The organism is uncultured Dokdonia sp., from assembly GCF_947492535.1.
GTDB lineage: Bacteria > Bacteroidota > Bacteroidia > Flavobacteriales > Flavobacteriaceae > Dokdonia.
Genome location: NZ_CANLNH010000037.1, coordinates 1 through 1778, shown reverse-complemented (window position 1 = coordinate 1778; position 1778 = coordinate 1). Strand labels below are relative to the sequence as shown.

Genomic DNA, 1778 nt, shown 5'->3' with positions numbered 1-1778 from the left:
ACGGATAGTTTTGAATATACAGTAGTTGTGACGAATCCAGATGGATCGACCTCTACGGATACCGCTACAGTAGTAGTTACGGTGAATCCAGTAGTTGATGTGATGGATGATGCAGAGACGACCGCTGAGGATACACCAGTAGATGTAGATGTATTAGATAATGATACGTTTGATCCTACGAGTGATGTAGAAGTGACTGATGTGACTGATCCATCCAATGGAACAGTAACGATCAATGCAGATGGAACTGTCACTTATACGCCAGATCCTGATTTTAATGGTACGGATACCTTTGATTATACAGTAGAGGTAACTAATGCGGATGGTTCTACGACAACAGAGACGGCAACGGTAGTGATCACGGTAGATCCAATCGCTGATGTTGATTCGATGAATGACACGGCAAGTACGGATGAGGATGTTGCTGTTAATATCGATGTATTAGGGAATGATGATTTAGATGGAGGTGTTGGCGTTGTGACTGATGTTACAGATCCAGCCAATGGAACGGTAACAATCGAGTCCGATGGTACGGTGACTTATACACCAGATCCTGATTTTAATGGCACGGATAGTTTTGAATATACAGTAGTTGTGACGAATCCAGATGGATCGACCTCTACGGATACCGCTACAGTGGTAGTTACGGTGAATCCAGTAGTTGATGTGATGGATGATGCAGAGACGACTGCAGAGGATACACCAGTAGATGTAGATGTATTAGATAATGATACGTTTGATCCTACGAGTGATGTAGAAGTGACTGAAGTGACTGATCCAGCCAATGGAACAGTAACGATCAATGCAGATGGAACTGTGACTTATACGCCAGATCCTGATTTTAATGGCACGGATACCTTTGATTATACAGTAGAGGTAACTAATGCGGATGGTTCTACGACAACAGAGACTGCAACGGTAGTGATCACAGTAGATCCAATTGCTGATGTTGATGCGATGAATGACACGGCAAGTACGGATGAGGATGTTGCTGTTAATATTGATGTATTAGGGAATGATGATTTAGATGGTGGTGTTGGTGTTGTGACTGATGTTACAGATCCAGCCAATGGAACGGTAACTATTGAATCAGATGGAACGGTAACTTATACACCAGATCCTGATTTTAATGGCACGGATAGTTTTGAATATACAGTAGTTGTGACGAATCCAGATGGATCGACCTCTACGGATACCGCTACAGTAGTAGTTACGGTGAATCCAGTAGTTGATGTTATGGATGATGCAGAGACGACTGCTGAGGATACACCAGTAGATGTAGATGTATTAGATAATGATACGTTTGATCCTACGAGTGATGTAGAAGTGACTGATGTGACTGATCCAGCCAATGGAACGGTAACGATCAATGCAGATGGAACTGTCACTTATACGCCAGATCCTGATTTTAATGGCACGGATACCTTTGATTATACAGTAGAGGTAACTAATGCGGATGGTTCTACGACAACAGAGACTGCAACGGTAGTGATCACGGTAGATCCAATTGCTGATGTTGATTCGATGAATGACACGGCAAGTACGGATGAGGATGTTGCTGTTAATATCGATGTATTAGGGAATGATGATTTAGATGGTGGTGTTGGTGTTGTGACTGATGTTACAGATCCAGCCAATGGAACGGTAACGATCGAGTCCGATGGTACGGTGACTTATACACCAGATCCTGATTTTAATGGAACGGATAGTTTTGAATATACAGTAGTTGTGACGAATCCAGATGGATCGACCTCTACGGATACCGCTACAGTAGTAGT

The 1778-nt window shown here is 42.7% G+C and carries 1 protein-coding gene; it reads left to right on the top strand.

The genetic code is table 11. The features are described from left to right. Positions 1–1778, top strand: a 1778-nt coding sequence (locus tag Q1A60_RS21435; RefSeq protein ID WP_300008490.1) for an Ig-like domain-containing protein, incomplete at both ends; no start/stop codon positions are given.